Source organism: Croceibacter sp. (assembly GCF_002716225.1).
Classification (GTDB): Bacteria; Bacteroidota; Bacteroidia; order Flavobacteriales; family Flavobacteriaceae; genus Croceibacter; species Croceibacter atlanticus.
In genome coordinates, this window is the sequence record NZ_PAZX01000013.1 from 334,606 (window position 1) to 354,972 (window position 20,367).

18 protein-coding genes are annotated in these 20,367 nt (G+C 33.6%); 4 read left to right on the plus strand and 14 right to left on the minus strand.

Translation table 11 applies throughout. The features are described from left to right. Window positions 1–82 precede the first annotated feature (82 nt). The 8 genes from CL818_RS11335 to CL818_RS11370 all read right to left on the minus strand — a co-directional run bounded on the left by CL818_RS11335 (window position 83) and on the right by CL818_RS11370 (window position 8,883). Window positions 83–538: a hypothetical protein gene (locus tag CL818_RS11335; protein ID WP_272973531.1), complete on the minus strand. Its 456-nt coding sequence runs from the start codon at window positions 536–538 to the stop codon at window positions 83–85. 139 nt (window positions 539–677) lie between these two features. Next, complete coding sequence (locus CL818_RS11340; RefSeq protein WP_272973530.1) at window positions 678–1,310, minus strand: hypothetical protein; 633 nt, start codon at window positions 1,308–1,310, stop codon at window positions 678–680. A gap of 73 nt (window positions 1,311–1,383) precedes the next feature. Beyond that, window positions 1,384–1,959 (minus strand): hypothetical protein, encoded by a 576-nt coding sequence (locus CL818_RS11345; RefSeq protein WP_272973529.1) that lies wholly within the window; start codon window positions 1,957–1,959, stop codon window positions 1,384–1,386. 174 nt (window positions 1,960–2,133) lie between these two features. Then, the gene (locus CL818_RS11350; protein ID WP_272973528.1) at window positions 2,134–2,796 is read right to left on the minus strand and encodes a hypothetical protein; all 663 of its coding nucleotides are present in this window, start codon (window positions 2,794–2,796) and stop codon (window positions 2,134–2,136) included. Window positions 2,797–2,977: 181 nt separating this feature from the next. Further along, the gene (locus tag CL818_RS11355; protein WP_272973527.1) at window positions 2,978–3,442 is read right to left on the minus strand and encodes a hypothetical protein; all 465 of its coding nucleotides are present in this window, start codon (window positions 3,440–3,442) and stop codon (window positions 2,978–2,980) included. A gap of 559 nt (window positions 3,443–4,001) precedes the next feature. Then, on the minus strand, window positions 4,002–4,277 hold the full coding sequence (locus CL818_RS11360) for a hypothetical protein (RefSeq protein ID WP_272973526.1): 276 nt from the start codon (window positions 4,275–4,277) through the stop codon (window positions 4,002–4,004). A gap of 147 nt (window positions 4,278–4,424) precedes the next feature. After that, on the minus strand, window positions 4,425–5,261 hold the full coding sequence (locus CL818_RS11365; RefSeq protein ID WP_272973525.1) for a hypothetical protein: 837 nt from the start codon (window positions 5,259–5,261) through the stop codon (window positions 4,425–4,427). A 202-nt stretch (window positions 5,262–5,463) separates the two neighbouring features. Next, a complete protein-coding gene (locus CL818_RS11370; RefSeq protein WP_286973111.1) occupies window positions 5,464–8,883 on the minus strand; it encodes a methylmalonyl-CoA mutase family protein in 3,420 nt (1,139 codons plus the stop codon). A gap of 200 nt (window positions 8,884–9,083) precedes the next feature. On the opposite strand from CL818_RS11370, the gene CL818_RS11375 reads away from it, so the two are divergent. Then, a complete protein-coding gene (locus CL818_RS11375) occupies window positions 9,084–9,788 on the plus strand; it encodes a DUF4197 domain-containing protein (RefSeq protein ID WP_272973523.1) in 705 nt (234 codons plus the stop codon). Window positions 9,789–9,906: 118 nt separating this feature from the next. Then, window positions 9,907–10,080, plus strand: coding sequence for a hypothetical protein (locus tag CL818_RS11380; protein WP_013187129.1), 174 nt, complete (start codon window positions 9,907–9,909; stop codon window positions 10,078–10,080). Here the strand turns inward: CL818_RS11380 and CL818_RS11385 are convergent. Then, window positions 10,070–10,585 (minus strand): hypothetical protein, encoded by a 516-nt coding sequence (locus tag CL818_RS11385; RefSeq protein ID WP_286973112.1) that lies wholly within the window; start codon window positions 10,583–10,585, stop codon window positions 10,070–10,072. The two genes, CL818_RS11380 and CL818_RS11385, sit on opposite strands and share 11 nt — an antisense overlap. A gap of 159 nt (window positions 10,586–10,744) precedes the next feature. On the opposite strand from CL818_RS11385, the gene CL818_RS13550 reads away from it, so the two are divergent. Further along, a complete protein-coding gene (locus CL818_RS13550) occupies window positions 10,745–10,918 on the plus strand; it encodes a Lacal_2735 family protein (RefSeq protein ID WP_353743990.1) in 174 nt (57 codons plus the stop codon). On the opposite strand, the gene CL818_RS11390 is transcribed toward CL818_RS13550, so the two are convergent. From CL818_RS11390 to gyrB, 5 genes are all read right to left on the minus strand, one after another. Continuing rightward, on the minus strand, window positions 10,901–11,701 hold the full coding sequence (locus CL818_RS11390; protein ID WP_272973521.1) for an ABC transporter substrate-binding protein: 801 nt from the start codon (window positions 11,699–11,701) through the stop codon (window positions 10,901–10,903). The genes CL818_RS13550 and CL818_RS11390 overlap by 18 nt on opposite strands. A gap of 66 nt (window positions 11,702–11,767) precedes the next feature. Further along, window positions 11,768–12,730: a DUF6588 family protein gene (locus CL818_RS11395; protein ID WP_286973114.1), complete on the minus strand. Its 963-nt coding sequence runs from the start codon at window positions 12,728–12,730 to the stop codon at window positions 11,768–11,770. Between the two features lie 124 nt (window positions 12,731–12,854). Then, window positions 12,855–15,599 carry a TonB-dependent receptor gene (locus CL818_RS11400; protein WP_013187124.1) on the minus strand — a complete coding sequence of 915 codons (2,745 nt, stop codon included), beginning with the start codon at window positions 15,597–15,599 and terminating at the stop codon, window positions 12,855–12,857. A gap of 210 nt (window positions 15,600–15,809) precedes the next feature. Further along, window positions 15,810–16,832 carry a DUF6588 family protein gene (locus CL818_RS11405; RefSeq protein ID WP_272973518.1) on the minus strand — a complete coding sequence of 341 codons (1,023 nt, stop codon included), beginning with the start codon at window positions 16,830–16,832 and terminating at the stop codon, window positions 15,810–15,812. Between the two features lie 125 nt (window positions 16,833–16,957). Further along, on the minus strand, window positions 16,958–18,895 hold the full coding sequence (gyrB, locus tag CL818_RS11410; RefSeq protein ID WP_013187122.1) for a DNA topoisomerase (ATP-hydrolyzing) subunit B: 1,938 nt from the start codon (window positions 18,893–18,895) through the stop codon (window positions 16,958–16,960). A 186-nt stretch (window positions 18,896–19,081) separates the two neighbouring features. Between gyrB and CL818_RS11415 the strand changes: the two genes are divergently transcribed. Further along, on the plus strand, window positions 19,082–20,347 hold the full coding sequence (locus tag CL818_RS11415; RefSeq protein WP_272973517.1) for a YCF48-related protein: 1,266 nt from the start codon (window positions 19,082–19,084) through the stop codon (window positions 20,345–20,347). Window positions 20,348–20,367: the final 20 nt, after the last annotated feature.

Below are 20,367 nucleotides of genomic sequence, written 5' to 3' on the forward strand. Positions count from 1 at the left end.
TTCCGAGTCGATTCGGACATAGTCGAATACGCCGTAATTACGGTTATAACTTGTTGGGTACTGTTTTCTGTTTCGCTATTATTCATTTTCTTTCCACAATTCGTCTCTCGAATTTAGGGTTTGATTCAATTCCACTTATAAATTCAGATTCAAAACTACCAATCGTGATAAACTCAAAATCTACAAAAAAGAAATGCTTTAGTCCGTTTTGCCTTAAAATCTGATTCCGATTCTTTTCAGGTAAACTTTCAATTTCTAGAGTGTCCGAAATAGGTTTTTCGAATTGGTAAATTCGCAATTGATTTGTGTTCAATTCGAGTATTTTTTTTAGTCCGTTCAAGTCAGTCTGAATATCCATTTCCATTTGACGAACAGATAGGTTTTTGAATTCTGTTCCGCTTTGAGTTATTAAATCCGTTTTCCACCATTCAATTACCTCATTCGGCACAAACTTGTGAATGAAAATTGAATTCAATTTCTTGTCAAACAGTTCCCAAATTTCTCCGTTAGAATTTATTTCAAATGCTAGGTCGTTCATTTCTCAAATTGGGTATAACGTGTTTGTATATGGTTTGTTGCGTGTTTTAAGCACCTAATTTAGTAAATTTAAACTGAACAGGAAATCCGAAAGGATTTTTTAAAATAAGCTTGCTCCAAGCAATTAATTTTAAATGACCTTAGCAATATTTATTTATTTCGGATTTTAATCGTTCTCCTAATTCTATTGATTTTTGTTTCGACCAACCTCTTGAAAGATGATTCATTGCTAATAAATTTGTTTTTATTCCTAATATCTCAAATTGTTCGACTTTATCTTTTACAATATTTATTCCATAAAGATTTTGAAAATATTCAATTGCTTCATTTCCGTGAATGAAAATTATTTTCGGTTTTATAGTATCAAGTAAAAATTCAAATACTGAACTTTCCTTATCTTCATTCGTCAATTCGTTTGCTGTTGGTGTTGCTTTTACAAATAAATTCGTTTCCAAAGTTTTAATTGGGTTTGCTGATTCTATAATCCATTCAATTCTTTGTCTTGTACTACTCAATTTATTCCTTCTCGTTTTATTTGGCTTTAAAGGTTTCGTTTTTCTTTCAAGAATATAACTTTCAAACCATTCAGCTTTATTGTATCCATTTTCTTTAGACCAAAAACTCCAAAAATCTTTATTCATTACAGTTGCGGCATTTATTCCAACTATAAATATTTCACAATTTAAAGGATTTCCCTCACAAATTAAAGGTCGTGGTTTTTCGTAGCTTTTTAATTTTTCACGTAAATTTTGTTCAAATTCAGCTAATTTCATTTTTTTTCGCTGGTTTATTGGGATAATTAACGATAACGTTCTCCGGCTAGGAGTAGTTGTTGACAATTGGTTTTTAGTTCATTTCATATCTCCAATATAAGTTAGAATAAACAAGATAAGTAATTATTAATCTTTGCGTTTCGCTTTGAAAATCCACCTCATTAATAAATGCAGACAATATTTCTTTATTCGGATAGGAATTTAGTTGGACATTATCCTTTGTTCTTAAAATAAAGTCATAGTGTATTTGGTTCTTGAAAGAACTCATCACACAATCATAAAATAATTCTTCGAAAAACAATACAGTCATCAAATTATTCTCGATGAAATAATTATCAGAGTTAAATTCATAAAACTCATTCTTGAGAAATTCATCTTCTTCAATTTTTGAGATTAGAGACAAATAATCTTTTTTCTTAATTCCTGAAAGTAGCTTTCCGTTCTCCAAATAGTTTTCAAACTTTTTAATTGAATCGAACACATTTACTGATTTTGCAATTTCGGATTCCGATGTGCTTGAAGGATAAAAAATTCCCCTTTCAAGTGTTTTGGTGTTAATGCAATGTTGGTATTCCAATTCTAACTCGTATTTGTTACTTTCACAAGAGAGAAGTAATATCGAAATAAATAATGATAGTATATGCTTCAAATTTTGTGCATGAGTTTTTTTAACTTGTTGGCAAGGTGTTAGTATATGGTTTATTGCGAGTTTGAATTACTAAAGTTAGCCAATAAATCACAAATAAATATCCATAGGGACTTTTGAAAGTAGAAAAAACCAGCAATAAAGTATATCATTGTTGTGCTTTCTTACTTTAATAATTTATGATTTCTCAACTAATTCAATTAACTTCTTGTAATTGTTTTCTCCAATATTTTTCGGACTTAAAGTTGGATTTCGAGGATTTCGTAATAAAATTGAATTTTCATAATTTTCTAATTCTGGAACAAGTTCAATCCAATACTTTTTACTTCTCATAATTACTATTGGAAATTTTTTCTCAATATGATTTCTTAAAATATTTTTCGTAAACTTTTGTGTTGATATTAATTCAGCAGATTTTTTAAATCTAATAGAATGATAAGGAATAAATTGAAGGCAAAATATTGATTCAGAAACTTTTTTTGTCCCAAATTTTTCAATTAACCATTTTAATTTCATTTTCCACCATTTTGAACCTGGTGAGTTCAATTTTGGATTTAAATAATAAAAAGGATATTCGGTTTCTGTCTGGTCAATATTTTTCCTATGCAATTCTTTAAAATTCAGTTGAGAATGCGTTAGAAAATCAGCTTCACTTAAACCCGGATTAAGAGCAAGTAAAAGAATTTTTGAATTTATGTTTCCTATATATGGGTCAGGTAATAGTTCCTCACTTAACTTAAATTCAGGTTTCGCTCTATTATTAAATTTTTCAATTTCTTTAACATCTTCTTTATGAAAAGCATTTTCATTAAAATCATAATTTAACCATGGGTTTTTCATGTTTTCTCAATTTTTCGTGGAGTTCAGAATATCATTTTTGAATGAAGAACAACGGTCTAGGCTATGAATTCTTTATGGAATCATCAGCAAGATTATTCCGCCGAAAACCAGCCATTTGATTTATACTTTTAATTTGGTGTGGCACTAAACCACAATGAATTATAGCCATTATTGTCTGGCATTATTTATTTCTTTTTGGGTTAAACCCTTTAAGTTTTCCACTTGCAAATTGATATCCAAAAACAGAATCCATTGTATAGCTTTCCATTCCTGTTTCTGGAATTAGATTTCGATATAGCTTAAAATTTTCGATAATCTTATCTATTTGTTCCTTGTCCAAATTAAATTCTACTTTATATCTAAATGTAGTATTCTCGATTTCACCACTATTATTCAAATCATAAACTATTTGATTTGGAACTTCTGAAAACATAAAGTCATTCGCTAAATCAATATCAGATATATAGGCAGTTTCGATTATTGATTTCGGTTCATAATGATATTTGATTATTGGACCACCATAATACCCAGAACCTGGATAATCAAGATGACCATTCGTATTGTAAAATTCCAATTGCTTTGTCCGACCAATAGAGTCAACCAACTCTTTCACATAGTTTTTTCCTTTAATCTCTTTTATGTTCAATTGAATTAATTCTATTGAGCTCGCCGTAAACATTATTTCGTGATATCTAATATCATCGACTTTGGTTTCAGTGCAAGAATTCAATATTATGAATATGATTAAAATTCTTTTCAAAAAGTTTTCTTTAATAAAACACTACGGTTTTGTGTATGGTTAGTTGCGTGTTTCAGCAACTAATTTAGTAAACAAAAACGAACGCAAGAAAATTCCGAAGGAATTTTCCAAATAATCACTTACCAAAGCAATTAATTATATGCGTTGTTGTAAGTAGTTTTTTAATCAAATATGTTTGGGTTTATTCCAAGAATTATTCCCCAAAAAACGCCATTTACTCCAAGCACTAAACCAATTATAGATATCAGACGATGTTTTGTCGACACACTTTGTTTAACTAAAATTTTTAATGTTTTTGTTTCTGTTTTTCTATTGCTAAATGGTTTTCTGGATGTTAGAAATGGATTTGTCGATAGAAATGTTTCAAGATTTTTTAAATTCAATTTATGAGTTCCGCTATGATTTGATTTAAAAAACCATTGTTCAAATGTTTTAACTCTCTTTCTCAAATAACTATATCTATTTTTTTTTCAGTAAGAATAATCTCTTTTCCATTTGGCGTAATTATGCTCACATTTAAATCTGAAACTGTAAAGTCAGAACTAATCCCGATTATGCAGATTGAGTGAATTCCAATTTCTGCTAATTCAAAACTTTTATTTTTCTCAATTAAGTCAAAAACTGCAATCTCTTTCAACTTAAATTGTCTTATAACAAGTTTGACAGAATAAACTAAAACCAAAAGGCTTATAATTCCAATAAATATGAATGTTAACTGCATTTTTTAAATTACTTACAACGGTCTCGGCTATGAGTAGTTGCGTGGGTTAGCAATTAACTTTACAAGTACACACCGAGTTGGAAATTCCGCAGGAATTTCCAAGGTAGGCGAGAACAAGCAATTACTTATAGCCATTGTTGCCCACAGTTATTTTTCAGGTGTTAGTTTAAATTCAGTTCGTTTATTTCCACCCATTCCCATAAGCGAAAAATTAGTCTCAACGTCCATAATTCCGTCATATGATATCCAATATCCTTTTTCTAAATCAAATTCAGCTGTTGCTTTGTGGGACATTCTCATAAATGTTTTTTTATCAGCCTTATCTTTTGAAAACATCGCCATCATTCCATTTCCGAAATCTCCAGAAACGAATTCTTTAATATCATATTCGATAACAGCAATCTTTTTTCCATTATTCCTTTTGATGTCTTTAAGTCTAGCCACGTTTTTCTTGTAAAGAGTGTCCGCTTTAAAGTTTTGGTCCATCGAAATCATATCAACTTTCAAATCCCATTCATCTCCAATAGCAACTGGATTAGTCGGAAGTTCAAATAATATCGAAATCAAATTGTTTTGAGCACTTTTGTAGTAGAAGCTCATTAATTCTCCTTGTGGACTTACTTTTCCTCTTAAAACTATATTTCCGTTCATTTTAGCCATTCCTGAAAATAAAGTTTCGGTTGTATCTGTTTTGTCCTTTTTGAGCATCATTGCAATGTCCACATTTCCGTTTTTGTCAGGAAATAATTTTGTTTCATATTTCAAGTCGCTCAATTGCTCTTGCATTGCTTTAAACATTCCGCTCATCTTTTCCGCAATCGAATCATTTTCGGTTTGTTCTTTACTTTTCTCAAGAATCACATCTTGCATTACAGTTTTGTAAGTCAAAGTATCAGCAATTTTCCATTTCAAATCAACGGTTTTTTTTTGCTGTGCATTTGCGGTAAAAGCAATTAATATAAATGGAAGTAGTAGTTTTTTCATAATTGTGGGCAACTCGTTTATATGCGTAACTAATAACAAACACGCGTTTCTGTCACTAAATATAAGGCTTTCATAATAATACACATTTACAACCATTTATAATTGCTTACAAATAATTATAAGCGTTTGTAAATGTAATTTGGCATAAAAAAAAACCTCACTATATTTAGTGAGGTTTTTTAATACTATAAAACGTGAGGTCTTACATATTACGTCTGTATTGGCCACCAACTTCAAATAAGCTTTCTGTTATTTGCCCTAAAGAACAAACTTTAGTCGCTTCCATAAGGACATCAAACATATTTTCATTTTGTATTGCTGCGTGTTGTAACGATTTTAGGGTATCCTCTATCCTATCTTCATAGGTTTTATGAAGATTCTCTAATGTTGCAATTTGGTGTTGCTTCTCCGTTTCTGTAGCTCTTATTACTTCTGCAGGTTGTACAGTTGGTGATCCTGTACTACTCAAGAATGTATTAACGCCAATTATAGGGAAATCGCCATTATGCTTTAAGGTTTCATAGTACAAGCTCTCTTCCTGTATCTTGCTACGTTGGTACATAGTTTCCATAGCACCAAGAACGCCACCACGTTCTGTAATACGGTCAAATTCCTGCAACACGGCTTCTTCTACCAAGTCTGTAAGCTCTTCAATAATAAAAGCGCCTTGTATCGGGTTTTCGTTTTTAGCTAGTCCTAATTCCTTATTAATAATTAACTGTATGGCCATTGCACGTCTTACAGATTCTTCTGTTGGTGTGGTAATAGCTTCATCATACGCATTTGTATGCAATGAGTTACAGTTATCATAAATAGCATACAAGTCTTGTAATGTTGTACGTATATCATTAAAGTCAATTTCCTGAGCGTGTAAACTACGTCCAGATGTTTGTATGTGGTACTTTAACATCTGTGCTCTAGGATTGGCTCCGTATTTATGTTTTAAGGCTTTAGACCAAATTTTACGTGCCACACGACCTATTACTGCATATTCTGGATCTATACCGTTACTAAAGAAAAAGGATAGGTTTGGTCCAAATTTATTAATATCCATTCCTCTAGACAGGTAGTACTCTACATAAGTAAAACCATTTGCCAAGGTTAGTGCCAACTGTGTTATTGGATTGGCACCTGCTTCTGCAATATGATAACCACTTATAGAAACTGAATAGAAGTTGCGCACTTGTTTTTCTATAAAATACTCTTGTACATCTCCCATTAAACGCAATGCAAATTCTGTTGAGAAAATACACGTATTTTGAGCTTGGTCTTCTTTTAGTATATCTGCCTGTACAGTACCACGAACTTGTTTTAAGGTATTTACCTTTATGTCTTGATACACATCTTTTGGTAATACTTGGTCTCCTGTTACTCCTAATAACATTAACCCTAAACCGTTATTAGTTTCTGGCAACTCACCTTGGTATGTTGGGCGTGTTAAACCATTTTCACTATAAATAGCATTAATCTTCTCTTCTACTTCGCTTTCTAAGCCGTGCTCTTTTATGTATTTCTCACAATTTTGATCTATTGCTGCATTCATAAAGAAGCCTAACAGCATTGGTGCAGGACCATTAATGGTCATACTTACCGATGTTAGTGGATGACTTAAATCGAAGCCTGAATATAATTTCTTAGCATCGTCTAAACAACATATACTTACACCTGCGTTTCCTATTTTACCATAAATATCTGGCCTGTGTCCTGGATCGTTACCATAAAGTGTAACACTATCAAACGCGGTAGATAAACGTTTTGCTGGCAAGCCCATACTCACATAGTGAAACCTACGGTTGGTACGTTCTGGACCACCTTCTCCGGCAAACATACGTGCTGGATCTTCGCCTGTTCGTTTAAATGGATATAATCCTGCAGTGTACGGAAATTCTCCTGGTACATTTTCTTGTAATACCCATTTTAAGATATCGCCCCAAGCTTGGTATTTTGGTAAGGCCACTTTAGGTATTTGCGTGTGTGATAAAGACTCAGTATGTGTCTCTATCTTTATTTCTTTATCTCTTACCTTAAATGAATAGATAGGGTTTTTATAGCGATCTACTTTTTCACTCCAACCTGTTATAACTTCCCAGTTGTATGGATCTAGATCCATTTTAACACGGTCAAATTCTGCTATAAGTAATTTTAAAAGTTCTTTATTTTCTGAAGGTTCTTCAGTTACCTCTAAACCTGCTTTAGTTAAGTTTGGTGAGGTTCCTGTAACAGACTCAACTGTTTTAAAGATACCGTATAAACGTTGAGCAACTTCAACTTGTGCTGCTGCAGTAGTGTCGTAACCACGATTATTTTCAGCAATTTCTGAAAGGTAACGTGTACGAGCTGGCGGAATCACAAATATCTTCTCACTCATCTCCTTACTTATTTCGAAGTTAGAAGACAACTCTGCTCCTGTGCGCTCTACAACCTTATCCATAATCGCTTTATAAAGCGTATTCATTCCTGGATCGTTAAACTGAGAGGCAATTGTACCATAAACTGGTAAATCGTCTTGGTGCACATCCCATAATTGGTGATTGCGCATAAATTGTTTTTTAACATCGCGTAAGGCATCTAAAGCACCACGCTTGTCAAACTTATTAATAGCTACCAAGTCGGCAAAATCTAACATATCTATCTTCTCCAGCTGTGTTGCTGCACCAAACTCTGGTGTCATAACATAAAGAGACACATCACTATGCTCAATAATTTCTGTATCGCTTTGGCCAATACCAGAAGTTTCAAGAATAATAATATCATACTCTGCTGCTTTTAAAACTTCAACAGCTTCATTTACATATTTAGATAGTGCCAAGTTACTTTGGCGTGTTGCCAAGCTACGCATATACACACGTGGAGAGTTTATGGAATTCATACGAATACGATCTCCTAGCAATGCACCACCAGTTTTACGTTTAGAAGGATCTACAGAAATTAACCCTATGGTTTTCTCTGGAAAATCTACCAAAAAACGACGTACTAACTCATCTACTAAAGACGATTTTCCTGCACCACCAGTACCGGTAATACCTAAAACAGGTGTTGTACTTTTTTCATTTTTCTTATGTATTTCGTCTAAAGTGTCTTTAGCTACTTCTGGAAAGTTTTCAGCAGCCGAAATAACTCGTGCTATAGCGTTAGGCGATTTATTTGGTAATTCTTTTAATTCACCATTTAACGTTTTACCTATTGGAAAGTCTGATGTTTTTACCAAATCGTTAATCATACCTTGTAGGCCAAGCTCACGACCATCGTCTGGCGAATAGATTCTGGTAATCCCATAATCCATTAACTCCTTAATTTCTTCTGGAAGGATAACACCACCACCACCACCAAAAATCTTGATGTGACCAGCGCCTTTTTCCTGAAGCAAATCATACATATACTTAAAGTACTCGTTATGACCACCTTGATAAGATGTCATAGCAATAGCATTGGCATCTTCTTGTATGGCAGTATTAACCACTTCTTCTACACTACGGTCATGACCTAGGTGAATAACCTCTACACCTGTAGATTGTATGATGCGTCGCATAATATTTATTGCGGCGTCATGACCATCAAATAATGATGCTGCTGTTACTATTCTAACTTTATATGTTGGTTTGTAAGGTGCTACTTGTTCCATAATTACGATAACGTTTGAGCTGGCAAATTTACGGAATTAGGAATAGGAATGGAAGAGATTTACACTTGTTTGCAGTATTGTTGAAAATTCTCTTATGTATTAAAGATTTTTCAATACAAAATCTTAGAAAAAAATAGCAACTTTTAAAAAGTTCATGATTTAAGCATTGTGTATCTTTGGGTATAACAAACACCTTTCCTATGAAAAAAGTTATCGCTTTATGTTTAATTCTTGTAGTTTCTTCTTGTGCAGAGCTACAACAAGTAGTTAATAATTTACCACAACAAGGTTATGGCCTTACACAAGAGCAAATTGGCCAAGGTCTTAAACAAGCTTTAGATAAAGGTATAGACCAACAGGTTACAAAACTAACACAGCAAGATGGCTTTTATAGAAATGAATTGGTGAAGATATTCTTACCCGAAGAACTACAAAAGGTAGATAAAGGATTGCGAGATATTGGCTTAGGAAATTTAGCAGATGAAGGTATAAAATTACTTAACAGAGCTGCAGAAGATGCTGTTAGTGAAGCAACACCTATATTTATTGATGCTGTTAAGGATATTACCTTTACAGATGCTAAGAATATTCTTTTAGGTCCAGATAATGCAGCCACACAATACTTAAGCGATAAAACGACTAACGCACTTTATGCTAAATTTAATCCTGTAATTAGTAACTCTTTCTCAAAGGTTGGTGCAGATCAAATCTGGGAGAACTTAATAACACGCTATAACCAAATTCCATTTACTCAAAATGTGAATCCAGATTTAACAGATTATGTAACGCAAGAAGCCTTAAAGGGTGTTTTTACAATGATTGCTGTTGAAGAAAATAATATAAGAGACCAAGTATCTTCTAGAACAACAGATTTGCTAAGACGCGTTTTCGCGCTACAAGATTAAATGCGTAGTACTACACGTGTTAAATAAATATTAAAATTATTTAGGAAACCACTAACTTACAACTTAATAACATAAATTAGTTATGCGTACATAATAAATAATCTCTTACAATTATACTATGAAGCCCTTAGCCCGTACACAAATTTTAAGTAAGTTAGAAAGTAAGTATAGAAAGCATATGGAAAATGCTTATCATTTTAAATATACAGATCCTAGTGTTAGTGATTACTCGGAGTTTAAAGCCTATAAGACCTTGGCGAAAATTCAGTTTTTATTACGTGCTAGCGCTTAAGCTTTTCGTAAAACCCTTTAAAAATTAATGTTGCTTCACCATTAGCGCTAATAGTGTTCCATTCTTGTTTTACGCGACCATCTTGTAATGGTGTCCAAGTAATACGATTTACTTTTTCTTCTTGCTGCGTTTCATAATTAGCTGTTTGTGAAGTTAAAATCATTTTACCGTCTAAAAATTGACCTGATAATTTAAGAACCTCACCTTGATTGTCTAACCATAGCTGTTCCCATTGGTTAGATTTCGAATTATAGAAGTTATAACTAGTTCCTTTATATGCAGATGTTGAGTTAGACCATTCTTCCTTTAAAACACAATGGTTTTGTACAAATGAAATTGTGCTATATCCTAAAGTTTTTCCCTTTTCATCTTTTACTTCCCATTGGCCTTCCCAAAAATTAAATTGGTTATGCTTTTCTGTACAGCAATTACAGGATTCTTGTGCATTAAGTTGTGGATTGCTAAACAATAAACACAGAATAAATACTAGTTTAAGAAGCTTCATAACAATTTGTTTAATAGTTAGCAGTAAATTCTTAACAATACTCAAAATATTAAAGAATTATTATCAGATTATTAACTCTTCATTAAGACTTCACTTTAATCTGCTTAATTAGATTTGTGGTACTAAACAATTATATCTGATAAAAAATTACAATCAAGAATGCTATTTAAATCTAAGAACAAGAGCTCTTTAGATAAACTTAAAAATAAGTATACTTATTTAATGAGAAAATCTTACAACACCGCTATTAAAGACAAGCAAAAAAGTGATGTCCTAAACAAAAGAGCAGATTTGGTATTGAGAGAAATTAAGAGGTTAGAGACCCAATCCTAAACTTGCTCGCAAATGCTTAAAATAGGTTGCTGCCCCAAGCAATCTAGAACCATACCAACTAAAGTACTCACCATCTACTTTAATTAATTTAGACTTATCAATAATTCCCTCAAAGTACTTAAAGTGTTTTTCATTAAAGGGATAAGGTTCTGAAGAAAGAAATACATAATCTATTGCTAAATCTTTGAGTGACTCAAGTTGTAGCTCAGGATATCTAGTTTTATTTGCAAACACATTTTCAAAACCAGCAATTTTAAGTAGGTAATTTATAAAGGTGTCATTGCCAATTGTCATATAAGGATTACGCCATATTAAATACACTACTCTTTTCTTCTTCACTCCTTTTAGCTGATTTGTAAGCTGTGAAAATTCAGATTTCTGTTTAGATATTAACGTCTCTGCTTCAGGTTCTTTATTAAATAGTGCTCCATATTGCTTGATGAGTTCATAGTTTTCCTCTAAGGTTTGTACATTAGAAACATGTACAGGACAAATTTCCTCACAGGTATCAACAATTTCTTTAGTATTCTCTTCTTTGTTACATAGAATAATATCTGGATTTAGTGCTTCTAGTTTGTCACTATGAATTTGCTTTGTACCACCAACAACGGTCTTTTTTTTAATTAAACCTTTTGGGTGAACGCAAAATTTAGTGAGCCCAACAATTTGATGCTCCAAACCTAAATTTACTAATAACTCTGTTTGGCTTGGCACTAAAGACACAATACGCTTTGGAGGCGTCTTAACTAATAAAGTTCTAGATAATTGATCTTTTATTGTCATAGCTTAAGTTACTAGATTCAGAAACAAAATAGTAACTATTCTACACACTCACAATCTGTGGAAAGGTTAATTAATTGCATAATTAACACTAACGTTTAAATTTATAAAAGCTCCTAACGTTGCTATAGTTTGAAAGTTAAGTTTACCAAAATAAAGATTAAACCCAAGGTTTGCAGTAGGGTTTACTTTCGTATCATCTAAATCTTTTAATGCTGTATTTAAGGCTCCCAAAAGTGCTTCACCATCGCCACCAAGTTCATATCTAAATGTTGAGGATGTAAATCCTAAAGCTAACAATGGCTCAAAATAGTGCAAACGTTTACTAGCAATAGCTTGTACTAATATAGAGTTAGAAAGGACGCGAATATTATTAAAGGTTACACCAGGAATTTCAACTGGATCATAATTTATATCGAACTTAAAATTAGAATAGGTTGCTTGTAACGCTAAATGAAATTGTTTAGGTGATTTAAAATATTGTGATACGTTATGTTGTAAACCTAAACCATACACTAAGTAATCTACATTATTAATATTTATACTAGGTGCATAGCGCACAGAAAATTGGGTACCATAGGGCAAACCAATAGTGGCCTGAATAAATCCATAAACGAACTCGTTTTCATTTATGCCTTCTAACGCTTGAAACTCAAAATCCTCATCGAAAACAGTACCTTCAAAAAATATAGCACTATCATCCCCTAAAGCAGTAGGAATAGTAGCTGTCTCTGTTCCATCTTGTAAGTAAAGGTTGGTAAATTGAGAATTACTCACCTGTGCTGTTTTTTTACTCTCTGGTAAAAATAAAACGTTGCCGTGTAGTGATACATTATACTGCCATTTGCTTAGTGATTTTGCACTATTAAACCATCCTGCAGAAGATTGATGTATTGCGGCTTCTGCGCCTGGCGTGACATAGGCTCTGGAAATAATTAAAAAATCTGTAACAACCTCATCTACATTTGAGGATTGCGAACATAGTTTACAGTTTACAACTAAGAGTAGTATAAGAGTGAAGTAACGTTTCAATAAAATAATTTAGAGTACACCAAATCTACTATAAACCAAAGTATTAAACCCAATATTGGTATATAAAAAAAGCCGCTTCAATTAAGAAGCGGCTTTAAGGCTATTTCAAAAAATTATGTTGTTTTTAGAAATCAAATCTTAAACTTGCATTCCAAGTTCTTCCGAAACCGAAATAAACACGGTTAGAAGTAGCAATACCATCATAAGTAGCATCACCTTCTTGAGCAAATCTGTTAGTATCAGACTCAGAGATATAAACCTCATCTAATACATTGTTTATGTTTAAACGGAACGTCATTTTTTCACCTAAGAATGAAGGGATTGAGAATGACATACCAGCATCTAAAAGACCATAAGAAGGTAATTTAAGAGCACCATCTTCGCTAACATCTGAAGCATCGAAAGCTGCATATAAATTATCTGCAAAACGGTAGTTAGCATCTACTTGTAATGACTTGTAAAGCTTTACATCTGCACCTAAACTAGCTGTAAATTGTGCAGCATCTCCAACTTTTACACCATCTAATGGTAATAATACTGATTGAGACTCACCATCGATAACAACTGGTTCTTGGTTGTTATCAAAATATGTAGCAACTACATCGTCTTTATATTGCCAGTCTCCAATAGAGATCATACCGTTAACACCAATAAACTCATTAATTCTATAACGTGCATCTGCCTCAATACCCATGTGAACTTGAGTAATACCTAAGATGTTTGCTGTACCTCTAATTTCGTCTGGAGTATCTTCATTAAACGTTGCAGATACAGACTCAAAACGGTCTGCCCAACTCGTACGGTAAAGGTTTACGTTTGCTCTAAAGTTTCTGCTTCTGTAACCGTAACCAAGCTCAAAACCTACAACTTGCTCATTTACTAAGTCTGGGTTAAGTTGGTTTGAGAAGTTAATGTAAACTGCATCAAATAATGGCTGCTTAGAATAGTAACCAGCGTTACCAAATACATTGTGGTTATCATTAATATTCCAGTTAATACCACCTTTAATGTTACCTCCTAAGATGTTTTCATAGTCAGTTTTTTCTGCTGGTGTAGTTCCGAAAAACTCTTCTCTAGCAAAGCCTTGGTTAGAAACTGCACCTTGAACAAATGCAGAGATATTATCTTTAGTATATTCTAACTGTCCAAAAGCACCTGCCCAGTTTACAAGACCTGTATTATAGTAGTCTATTTTCTCTTCATCATCTATATCTGCGAAAACCCACCAAGGTTGGTCTGCATCATACGTTTCAAAGAAGATGTTAGATAATGCTGCATCATCAACAGGATTGTTTCTATTATCTGTTTGTTGGTAAGCATCACCACCTAAAAGATCGTTAACTCTTCTGTAGTGAAATCCTTTGTATTGTCTTAAATCTATACCGAAATCTAAAGTTAACTCATCTGATAACTTGTTGTTAAGATTTGCTAATACACCATACCAGTTGTGAGAGTTGATAGATGCACGTCTTGTAATACCGTTAGTATTGTTTTCATTATCGTTAAGGTCACTATTATTTAAGTAAAGACCATTAACTTGAGCTCTAGGCTGAGCGCTAAAATCTGGAACTAATTGACCACTGTTGTATGCAACGATATCATCTACTCTAATTAAACCATTGTCTGTTCTAGGTAAAGCAAATTGTCTTCTTCCATTAATTTCACCAATCTCACCAGTACCACCACCACGACCAAATGATGCGTAAGCAGTTGTAGTAAGTTTAGTAGCGTCACTAATTGTCCAATCCCAGTTTAAGCTTAAGATAGGCTTGTGGTAAAAGTTTCTTCTAAAAGAATATTCTTCACCATTTCTAAAGCCCCAATCTTCATTGTACTTAATTCTTGGCTCTTCGCCACCACCATATTGTATGTAAGCATCGATTGAGCTCGCTCTAGAACGTTGGTGGTGCCATTGTGGCGCACCAGTTACTGTAAACTCTAAACCGTGATTTTCATTTGGTTGGTAACCTACAGATGCGAAGTAGTTAAAACCTTCAAACTTTGTTCCGTCTATGTAACCATCTCCAGCTGTTCTGCTAAATAAGAAAGATCCAGACCATCCAGACTCACTTAAACCTGTTGAGTAAGAAGCTAATGTTTTGATGTAATCATTGTTACCTACAGATGTAGATACAAATCCACCTTCTGATCTATCTGCACTACGAGTTACAACGTTTATTGTACCACCTACAGAAGAAACAGCTAGTTTAGAAGATCCTAAACCTCTTTGTACTTGAATAGCTGATGCAACATCAGACAGACCTGCCCAGTTACTCCAGTATACAATACCGTTTTCCATATCATTAATTGGCACACCATTAATTAATACCGCAGAGTTTTGAGTATCAAAACCACGGATATTAACTCTTGAGTCACCATAACCACCACCTTGCTTAGTTGCATAGATAGATGGAGTTGTGTTTAAAATCTCAACAAATTCTTGAGATCCTAATTTTTGTCTTATTTCACTAGCTCTAATAGTAGAAACAGCAACAGGAGTTTTTCTGTCCTTAGCTAAATCTACAACACCAGAAGTTGTGATTACTACTTCTGATAGTGTTGCCTCATCTGGAGCCAATGTTACAGAACCAATAGATGTTTTACCTTCAGATACGTTGTAAGCAACAGTTTTAGTAATGTATCCTACGTAAGAAATTTTTAATTCTCCAGAAGTTGAACCAACTGATAATGAAAAGTTTCCATCGAAATCTGTTATTGTACCATTTCCAGAAGATACGTCCATAATGTTTGCACCTAATAAAGGAGCATTGCTATCACCATCATAAATTTTTCCAGTTACCGTAGTTTGGGCAAAAGAAAAGCTTAATGCAGTTAAACAAAAAAGAAAAAATAATGAGAGTTTTTTCATTGTGAGTTATAGTTTTGGTTTGAGGCGCAAAAATACTCTATGAAAACTCATTTTTTTGGATGAAATAAGTTAAGAAAACTATAAGGGAACGTTATGTATTACATCTAATTAAATATAATAACATTTTGAAATTCAATTATTTATGAAGTTCTTTTTATAAATAATGACTCTTTTATATTATCTAAACTAAACTTCAATGTTAAGTAATTGTTAAATGCCAAAATGCACACCAGCTGAAACTGTATTGTAATCTGCTATATTATAATCTGCGTGCAACCCAAAGAAGCCTAAATTAAGTTTTAACCCTAAGGTTGCGCGTACTCCAGAGATATCATTCTCAATACTAAATGGATCTGTTATAGACTCTTCGCCTCCAAATATTGGTGTTGCATCTCTAAACCTATAGGTTCCTAATATATCAAACTCAGAAGTTCCAGTTACATATCCTAAACCACCATAAAAATTAATAATTGGCAATTTAGTAGATACTTGTGCCTCGACCGTGTAGCTATTTTGTGTGAGCTCAAAACGTTGATTTTCACCTTCAATAATACCTTCATCTGTAAAGTCATATTCTCCAGATGTGTTGGTATAAGAGACTAAAGCAGAAACACGTATTGGTAGTACATCACTACCAGGAAACCACTGGCTTATCTCGTGTTGCACTGCTATACCTACAAGTCCTGTTTTAATGTCCTCATACTCTATCTTTGGAAAATAACGCACCTTAACTTCTGTAGCTTTAAAAACACCCAACCTAGCTTGTAGGAATGCTGTTGGCAGAAAGCTAATATTCTCTGAACCCAAACCTTGTGGTAACACAATTTCTACTTCTTCTTCAAAACCAAATTCATTTTCTACAGTGGTAACCACTAAAACATCTGGATTATTTTCTCCAAAAGCAGTTGCTACTTCTTGCGAAGCGTTTCCATTCTGTAATTCTAAATTATTATAATCACTATTATTAAATGTAAAAGACTTTTGTTCATCTTTTATCAATGTTGCGCTTCCCATTACAGAAAATTCAAACCCCAAAACTTTCTTCACTTTTGCACCTTGCATCCAGCCACTTGTGGTATTCCACAATAAACCTTCGGCGCCAGGTGTAATATATTGTTGTGTAAACGTTTGCGCATCCTCAACTCCAGATGCCAGCAACTCATCTAAATTTTGCTGTGCACTTACAGTTGTTATTGTAGTTAGAAATACGAGTGTAAATAGTATATGTTTCATAAGAGATGTTTTTTGTTAAAACGAATTTATTAATAAGTAATTATACAATTTCATATAAATGTATAAAAAAAGACGCTTAAAAAAGACTAATTTTTTAAGCGTCAGTTTATTAGGGTGTCTAAAAATTAGACATCAATATTTGCATATTTTGCGTTTTTCTCGATAAACTCACGTCTAGGCGGTACATCATCCCCCATTAACATAGAGAATATACGATCTGCCTCTACTCCATTATCTATAGCTACTTGTCGTAATGTTCTAAACTCTGGGTTCATTGTTGTGTCCCAAAGCTGTTCTGCATTCATCTCACCAAGACCCTTATAACGTTGCACGCTTACACTGCCTTTAAACTCATTGGCAATTGCTTCACGTTCATCTTCGTTCCAAGCATAGCGTTTTTTCTGGCCTTTCTTTATTAAGTAAAGTGGTGGTGTTGCAATATAAATATGACCAGCTTCAATAAGTTCTTTCATATACCTAAAGAAGAACGTTAAGATAAGAGTTGCAATGTGACTACCATCTACATCGGCATCACACATAATAACTATTTTGTGATAGCGTAATTTAGATAAGTTTAATGCTTTACTGTCTTCTTCTGTTCCTATTGTTACTCCTAAAGCTGTAAAGATGTTTTTAATCTCTTCGTTTTCAAACACTTTATGAGACATTGCTTTTTCAACATTAAGAATTTTACCTCTTAATGGTAATATAGCTTGAAATGCTCTATCTCGACCTTGCTTTGCTGTACCACCTGCAGAGTCACCCTCGACAAGAAATACTTCACATTCTGCTGGATCTTGATTAGAACAATCTGATAGCTTTCCAGGTAAACCGCCAATACTCATTACGGTTTTACGCTGCACCATTTCACGTGCTTTCTTAGCTGCGTGTCTTGCTTGTGCTGCAAGGATAACTTTTTCTATAATTGTTTTAGCATCATTAGGATTTTCCTCCATATGAATCTCAATCATTTCTGATACTGCTTGAGATACCGCAGATGTTACTTCACGGTTACCTAATTTTGTTTTGGTTTGCCCTTCAAATTGAGGTTCAGATACTTTTACAGATATAATTGCAGTTAATCCTTCACGGAAATCGTCTCCAGCAATGTCAAACTTTAGTTTATCTAACATTCCAGAAGCATCTGCAAACTTCTTAAGAGATGATGTTAAACCTCTTCTAAAACCTGCTAAGTGTGTTCCTCCTTCGTGTGTATTAATATTGTTTACGTAAGAGTGTAAATTCTCTGCGTAAGATGAGTTATAAATCATAGCCACCTCAACAGGTACACCATTCTTTTCACCTTCCATAGAAATAACATCCTTAATAATAGGATCTCTATTACCATCTAAGAAACGTACGAACTCAGACAATCCTTCTTCTGAGAAGAAACGTTCTGAAATAAACTCTCCTTTATCATCTGTTTGGCGCTTATCTGTTAATGTAATGGTTAGTCCTTTATTAAGGAAAGCTAACTCACGCATTCTACTTGCAAGCGTTTCGTAATTATATTCTATAGTTTGCTGAAAGATTTGGTTGTCTGGATGAAACGTAACAACTGTTCCAGAAAAATCTGTATCACCTACAGCTTTTACAGGATACAATGGCTTACCACGCTCATATTCTTGCTCCCAAATTTTACCGTCTTTATGTACAGAAGCTTTTAAATGGTCTGATAATGCGTTAACACAAGATACACCAACACCGTGAAGACCTCCAGAAACTTTATAAGAATCTTTATCAAACTTACCACCAGCACCAATCTTAGTCATTACAACCTCAAGTGCAGATACGCCTTCTTTTTTGTGAATACCGATAGGAATACCACGGCCGTTATCTTTAGTCGTAATAGAGTTATCTTCGTTTATTATGACATCTATAGTGTCACAATAACCTCCCATTGCCTCATCAATACTATTATCTACTACCTCATATACCAAATGGTGCAAACCACGTATACCAACATCTCCAATATACATAGATGGGCGCATACGCACATGCTCCATTCCTTCTAAGGCCTGAATACTATCTGCTGAATACTGTTTCTTTGATTCTTCGCTCATATTAAAATTGGTCTTATTTTTCTCGAAATTTCACTAACAGACAAATATAACAAAACACCTCTTTTATCGCGGTGTCATACAAGATTGAAGCCCTTAAGTTATCAACAATTTGTGAGTAATTTTAAGCATTACATTCAGGAGCTTTTACAGTCTATTTTTTAATACTTTTACTAAAAAATAGCACCTATGAAATACCATATCTTACTCATATTTAGCATCTTCACTTCTTCATTACTCGCACAAAGCTCTTGGTCTAGTTTAGACAATGCTCCTGTAAACGCAAATGGAACTCGTTTTGATGATGTCTTTTTCATAAATTCAGATTTAGGATGGATAGCTAATGGCGCTAACGGTAATGTTTTTAAAACCATCGATGGTGGTGAAAATTGGACTGAGGTTTTAAATGAAGCCGATATTTCTGCAAATGTTTACTACAGAAATATTGAATTTTATAATGAAAATATTGGTATTGTCACGTCACTTAGCGGGTTGCATTTTAAAACAACAGATGGTGGTATTAATTGGTCTCCAGTTACTTTTCCTAACAATCCGACAGCAATTTGCGGGCTTTCACAAGCATCTGAAACTACAATGTATGGTTGTGGAGCTTATAATGAACCTGCTTTTATTTTAAAAACTACAGATACTGGAGATACTTGGTCTTATACAGATCTAAGCACACTTGCCAATGCTTTGGTAGAAGTGATTTTTCTAAATGAATTAGTTGGTTATGCAGCTGGAAAAGATGATAATGGTGGCGTTATTCTTAAAACTACAGATGGCGGTTTAACTTGGACACAAATTTACAACTCTAACATTGCAGGAGAATATGTGTGGAAATTACAGTTTGTTAATGGTAATCCTAATGTACTGTTTGGATCTATAGAGTCTGTACCTATGCAGCAAGGTAAAGTAATTAAGAGTTTTGATGCTGGTGCAACTTGGGAAAGCAAAGATTGCCCTATTAGACCAATACAAGCACTTGGATTTGAAACACCTCAAAGAGGTTGGGTTGGTGGCCATATTGGTAACCTTTATGAAACAAATGATGGTGGAGACACGTGGACAGATTTAGGATTTGGTACAAACGCAAACCGTATTTTCTTTATTGGTAATACTGCCTATTGCTCTGGTGCTACTATTTTAAAATTAACTGAAACTCTTTCTGTTCCAAATAACAATTTAGAGTCCCGTAAGGACTTAAAAGTGGTTATATCGCCTATGCCCATAACAGACAAATTAAATTTCTCAATTGAATATCCTGAAACCGATAATGCCATAATAGAACTTTATGACCACCAAGGAAGACGTGTAGAAAAGCTTACTAGAGAGTCTCTTGTTAGTAAAGGCGTAAAAGACTACAGTTTTAATTTTAATCACGCTGCTGGCCTTTACTTTTTGAGTATACAACATAATACAGGACGACAAAGTGTTCAGTTTATAAAAAAATAAACAACAAGGGCTCTAAATTG

Coding starts and splice junctions, on each gene's coding strand:
- CL818_RS11335 (WP_272973531.1), bottom strand. CDS start 538: ATGAACGACCTAGCATTTGAAATAAATTCTAACGGAGAAATTTGGGAA.
- CL818_RS11340 (WP_272973530.1), bottom strand. CDS start 1,310: ATGAAATTAGCTGAATTTGAACAAAATTTACGTGAAAAATTAAAAAGC.
- CL818_RS11350 (WP_272973528.1), bottom strand. CDS start 2,796: ATGAAAAACCCATGGTTAAATTATGATTTTAATGAAAATGCTTTTCAT.
- CL818_RS11360 (WP_272973526.1), bottom strand. CDS start 4,277: ATGCAGTTAACATTCATATTTATTGGAATTATAAGCCTTTTGGTTTTA.
- CL818_RS11365 (WP_272973525.1), bottom strand. CDS start 5,261: ATGAAAAAACTACTACTTCCATTTATATTAATTGCTTTTACCGCAAAT.
- CL818_RS11370 (WP_286973111.1), bottom strand. CDS start 8,883: ATGGAACAAGTAGCACCTTACAAACCAACATATAAAGTTAGAATAGTA.
- CL818_RS11375 (WP_272973523.1), top strand. CDS start 9,084: ATGAAAAAAGTTATCGCTTTATGTTTAATTCTTGTAGTTTCTTCTTGT.
- CL818_RS11380 (WP_013187129.1), top strand. CDS start 9,907: ATGAAGCCCTTAGCCCGTACACAAATTTTAAGTAAGTTAGAAAGTAAG.
- CL818_RS11385 (WP_286973112.1), bottom strand. CDS start 10,585: ATGAAGCTTCTTAAACTAGTATTTATTCTGTGTTTATTGTTTAGCAAT.
- CL818_RS13550 (WP_353743990.1), top strand. CDS start 10,745: ATGCTATTTAAATCTAAGAACAAGAGCTCTTTAGATAAACTTAAAAAT.
- CL818_RS11390 (WP_272973521.1), bottom strand. CDS start 11,701: ATGACAATAAAAGATCAATTATCTAGAACTTTATTAGTTAAGACGCCT.
- CL818_RS11400 (WP_013187124.1), bottom strand. CDS start 15,599: ATGAAAAAACTCTCATTATTTTTTCTTTTTTGTTTAACTGCATTAAGC.
- CL818_RS11405 (WP_272973518.1), bottom strand. CDS start 16,832: ATGAAACATATACTATTTACACTCGTATTTCTAACTACAATAACAACT.
- gyrB (WP_013187122.1), bottom strand. CDS start 18,895: ATGAGCGAAGAATCAAAGAAACAGTATTCAGCAGATAGTATTCAGGCC.
- CL818_RS11415 (WP_272973517.1), top strand. CDS start 19,082: ATGAAATACCATATCTTACTCATATTTAGCATCTTCACTTCTTCATTA.